Source organism: Escherichia sp. XD33 (assembly GCF_019375075.1).
In the GTDB taxonomy this organism is placed as follows: domain Bacteria; phylum Pseudomonadota; class Gammaproteobacteria; order Enterobacterales; family Enterobacteriaceae; genus Enterobacter; species Enterobacter flexneri_A.
In genome coordinates this window covers 1-4,240 of record NZ_JAENDM010000117.1, presented here as the reverse complement: position 1 = coordinate 4,240, position 4,240 = coordinate 1, and the positions used below count along the sequence as shown (strand labels likewise).

Annotated in this window: 4 protein-coding genes; 3 read left to right on the top strand and 1 reads right to left on the bottom strand. The window is 61.8% G+C overall.

The features are described from left to right. Positions 1 to 188: 188 nt before the first annotated feature. The 3 genes from K0778_RS25055 to mphR(A) are packed head-to-tail and all read left to right on the top strand — an operon-like array spanning position 189 to position 2,913. Positions 189 to 1,094: an Mph(A) family macrolide 2'-phosphotransferase gene (locus tag K0778_RS25055; RefSeq protein WP_000219391.1), complete on the top strand. Its 906-nt coding sequence runs from the start codon at positions 189 to 191 to the stop codon at positions 1,092 to 1,094. Continuing rightward, positions 1,091 to 2,329: a macrolide resistance MFS transporter Mrx(A) gene (gene mrx(A) / locus K0778_RS25050; protein ID WP_000004159.1), complete on the top strand. Its 1,239-nt coding sequence runs from the start codon at positions 1,091 to 1,093 to the stop codon at positions 2,327 to 2,329. The genes K0778_RS25055 and mrx(A) overlap by 4 nt, the downstream gene beginning before the upstream one ends. Further along, positions 2,329 to 2,913: a macrolide-binding transcriptional repressor MphR(A) gene (mphR(A), locus tag K0778_RS25045; RefSeq protein ID WP_001137892.1), complete on the top strand. Its 585-nt coding sequence runs from the start codon at positions 2,329 to 2,331 to the stop codon at positions 2,911 to 2,913. The genes mrx(A) and mphR(A) overlap by 1 nt, the downstream gene beginning before the upstream one ends. 492 nt (positions 2,914 to 3,405) lie before the next feature. On the opposite strand, the gene K0778_RS25040 is transcribed toward mphR(A), so the two are convergent. Beyond that, on the bottom strand, positions 3,406 to 4,164 hold the full coding sequence (locus K0778_RS25040) for an IS6 family transposase (protein WP_161997274.1): 759 nt from the start codon (positions 4,162 to 4,164) through the stop codon (positions 3,406 to 3,408). Between the last annotated feature and the right edge of the window lie 76 nt (positions 4,165 to 4,240).

The following is a 4,240-nucleotide window of genomic DNA, read 5'->3' as shown; positions in this document are numbered from 1 at the left end:
CTCAGCATTTTATTATGGTGATCCCCTGGGCGAAATGCGCCTGGTAAGCAGAGTTTTTGAAATGTAAGGCCTTTGAATAAGACAAAAGGCTGCCTCATCGCTAACTTTGCAACAGTGCCGGATTGAATATAACCGACGTGACTGTTACATTTAGGTGGCTAAACCCGTCAAGCCCTCAGGAGTGAATCATGACCGTAGTCACGACCGCCGATACCTCCCAACTGTACGCACTTGCAGCCCGACATGGGCTCAAGCTCCATGGCCCGCTGACTGTCAATGAGCTTGGGCTCGACTATAGGATCGTGATCGCCACCGTCGACGATGGACGTCGGTGGGTGCTGCGCATCCCGCGCCGAGCCGAGGTAAGCGCGAAGGTCGAACCAGAGGCGCGGGTGCTGGCAATGCTCAAGAATCGCCTGCCGTTCGCGGTGCCGGACTGGCGCGTGGCCAACGCCGAGCTCGTTGCCTATCCCATGCTCGAAGACTCGACTGCGATGGTCATCCAGCCTGGTTCGTCCACGCCCGACTGGGTCGTGCCGCAGGACTCGGAGGTCTTCGCGGAGAGCTTCGCGACCGCGCTCGCCGCCCTGCATGCCGTCCCCATTTCCGCCGCCGTGGATGCGGGGATGCTCATCCGTACACCGACGCAGGCCCGTCAGAAGGTGGCCGACGACGTTGACCGCGTCCGACGCGAGTTCGTGGTGAACGACAAGCGCCTCCACCGGTGGCAGCGCTGGCTCGACGACGATTCGTCGTGGCCAGATTTCTCCGTGGTGGTGCATGGCGATCTCTACGTGGGCCATGTGCTCATCGACAACACGGAGCGCGTCAGCGGGATGATCGACTGGAGCGAGGCCCGCGTTGATGACCCTGCCATCGACATGGCCGCGCACCTTATGGTCTTTGGTGAAGAGGGGCTCGCGAAGCTCCTCCTCACGTATGAAGCGGCCGGTGGCCGGGTGTGGCCGCGGCTCGCCCACCACATCGCGGAGCGCCTTGCGTTCGGGGCGGTCACCTACGCACTCTTCGCCCTCGACTCGGGTAACGAAGAGTACCTCGCTGCGGCGAAGGCGCAGCTCGCCGCAGCGGAATGAGCGAACGTCGATATAGCCCGCTCGCGACGCTGTTCGCGGCGACCTTTCTCTTCCGGATCGGCAACGCGGTGGCGGCCCTCGCGCTTCCATGGTTCGTCCTGTCTCATACAAAGAGCGCGGCCTGGGCGGGCGCCACGGCCGCTAGCAGCGTCATCGCGACCATCATCGGCGCGTGGGTTGGTGGTGGCCTCGTCGATCGGTTCGGGCGCGCGCCCGTCGCATTGATCTCGGGTGTGGTGGGCGGCGTGGCCATGGCGAGCATCCCACTGCTCGATGCCGTTGGCGCCCTCTCGAACACTGGGCTGATCGCTTGCGTGGTGCTCGGTGCCGCGTTCGACGCACCCGGTATGGCCGCGCAGGACAGTGAGCTGCCCAAACTCGGCCACGTCGCCGGGCTCTCCGTTGAGCGCGTCTCGTCACTGAAAGCGGTGATCGGGAACGTCGCGATTCTAGGTGGCCCGGCCCTTGGGGGGGCCGCAATCGGCCTGCTTGGCGCTGCGCCAACGCTCGGGCTGACGGCGTTCTGCTCCGTCCTTGCAGGTCTGCTCGGCGCGTGGGTGCTTCCCGCGCGTGCCGCTCGGACGATGACCACGACGGCGACTCTCTCCATGCGCGCCGGCGTCGCTTTTCTCTGGAGCGAACCCCTGCTGCGCCCTCTCTTTGGTATAGTGATGATCTTCGTGGGCATCGTTGGCGCCAACGGCAGCGTCATCATGCCTGCGCTGTTTGTAGATGCAGGACGCCAAGTAGCAGAGCTCGGGCTGTTCTCCTCAATGATGGGGGCTGGTGGTCTCCTTGGCATTGCCATTCATGCGTCGGTCGGCGCCCGGATATCAGCGCAGAACTGGCTGGCGGTGGCATTTTGTGGCTCTGCGGTGGGCTCGCTTCTGCTTTCACAGTTGCCAGGCGTGCCGGTGCTGATGTTGTTGGGCGCGCTCGTGGGACTGCTGACCGGCTCAGTCTCTCCCATTCTCAACGCTGCCATCTACAACCGCACGCCGCCAGAACTTCTCGGCCGGGTACTCGGCACGGTCTCGGCGGTGATGCTGTCAGCCTCGCCCATGGTTATGCTTGCGGCCGGCGCGTTTGTCGACCTTGCTGGTCCGCTCCCTGGCCTCGTTGTATCGGCCGTGTTTGCGGGGCTCGTGGCTCTACTCTCGCTCCGTCTTCAATTTGCTACAATGGCGGCGGCAGCCACAGCCTCCGCCCCAACCCATACAGAAGGTGAACACTGATGCCCCGCCCCAAGCTCAAGTCCGATGACGAGGTACTCGAGGCCGCCACCGTAGTGCTGAAGCGTTGCGGTCCCATAGAGTTCACGCTCAGCGGAGTAGCAAAGGAGGTGGGGCTCTCCCGCGCAGCGTTAATCCAGCGCTTCACCAACCGCGATACGCTGCTGGTGAGGATGATGGAGCGCGGCGTCGAGCAGGTGCGGCATTACCTGAATGCGATACCGATAGGCGCAGGGCCGCAAGGGCTCTGGGAATTTTTGCAGGTGCTCGTTCGGAGCATGAACACTCGCAACGACTTCTCGGTGAACTATCTCATCTCCTGGTACGAGCTCCAGGTGCCGGAGCTACGCACGCTTGCGATCCAGCGGAACCGCGCGGTGGTGGAGGGGATCCGCAAGCGACTGCCCCCAGGTGCTCCTGCGGCAGCTGAGTTGCTCCTGCACTCGGTCATCGCTGGCGCGACGATGCAGTGGGCCGTCGATCCGGATGGTGAGCTAGCTGATCATGTGCTGGCTCAGATCGCTGCCATCCTGTGTTTAATGTTTCCCGAACACGACGATTTCCAACTCCTCCAGGCACATGCGTAAACGGAGGTGTGCAGAGTCCCTGCGGCAGGCGACGAACACGACCGTCGTCGATTAGTACCGGTACGGTCGGTGGTATCGAAGTCTTGATCACCACTCAGGTCTACGGCTTACAAATGGTGACCATCCCGATACTTGCGTCAGAGCACCGGGCCGATTCTTTGACAGTGAATCACTCCCGTAAGGTTGTGCCGGTGTGGGTGTCCCGGGTCGAGACGATACTCCGCCAATGCGCCCAGCAAACAACCTGGCCATCGCAGGTGGTGGGGAGCGGTGTGGCGGATGAGTTGGACAAGTTGGTGTAGCAGCACGAGCACGGCGAGATAACATCGCAGGAGTTCGACATGCTCAAGAGACAGCTGATTGCGAATCGCGATGCAGATTCATAACCCGATTGCGGGTTGGCTTCACTCCACCATCACCGAGCAGACTAGCACGGCGGGCTCTGTTGCAAAGATTGGCGGCAGTCAGAGGTAGGCTGTCGCTCTGCGCCGATCAGGCGGCTGCTGCGAAATGGTGGTTGAGCATGCCCATGGCCTCCGTCAGCGCCGAGGGCCCAATGCCAAAAGCTCTCTCCACAAGGCGCACCTCGCCCCTGATGCCGGGCTGCAGGCACCAGGGGCGAGCCTGTCCTTTGCGCAGGGCTCGCATGACTTCGAATCCCTTGATCGTGGCATAGGCCGTGGGGATCGATTTGAAACCGCGCACCGGCTTGATCAGTATCTTGAGCTTTCCGTGATCGGCCTCGATCACGTTATTGAGATACTTCACCTGCCGGTGGGCCGTCTCCCGGTCCAGCTTTCCTTCGCGCTTCAATTCGGTGATCGCTGCACCATAGCTCGGCGCTTTGTCGGTATTGAGCGTGGCAGGCTTTTCCCAGTGCTTCAGGCCTCGCAGGGCCTTGCCCAGGAACCGCTTCGCTGCCTTGGCGCTGCGGGTCGGCGACAGGTAGAAATCGATCGTGTCGCCCCGCTTGTCGACTGCCCGGTACAGGTAGGTCCACTTGCCCCGCACCTTGACGTAGGTTTCATCCAGGCGCCAGCTCGGATCAAAGCCACGCCGCCAGAACCAGCGCAGCCGCTTCTCCATCTCCGGGGCGTAGCACTGGACCCAGCGATAGATCGTCGTATGGTCGACCGAAATGCCGCGTTCCGCCAGCATTTCCTCAAGGTCGCGATAGCTGATCGGATAGCGACAATACCAGCGCACCGGGCACTGTTGCAAAGTTAGCGATGAGGCAGCCTTTTGTCTTATTCAAAGGCCTTACATTTCAAAAACTCTGCTTACCAGGCGCATTTCGCCCAGGGGATCACCATAATAAAATGCTGAG

Coding starts and splice junctions, on each gene's coding strand:
- K0778_RS25055 (WP_000219391.1), top strand. CDS start 189: ATGACCGTAGTCACGACCGCCGATACCTCCCAACTGTACGCACTTGCA.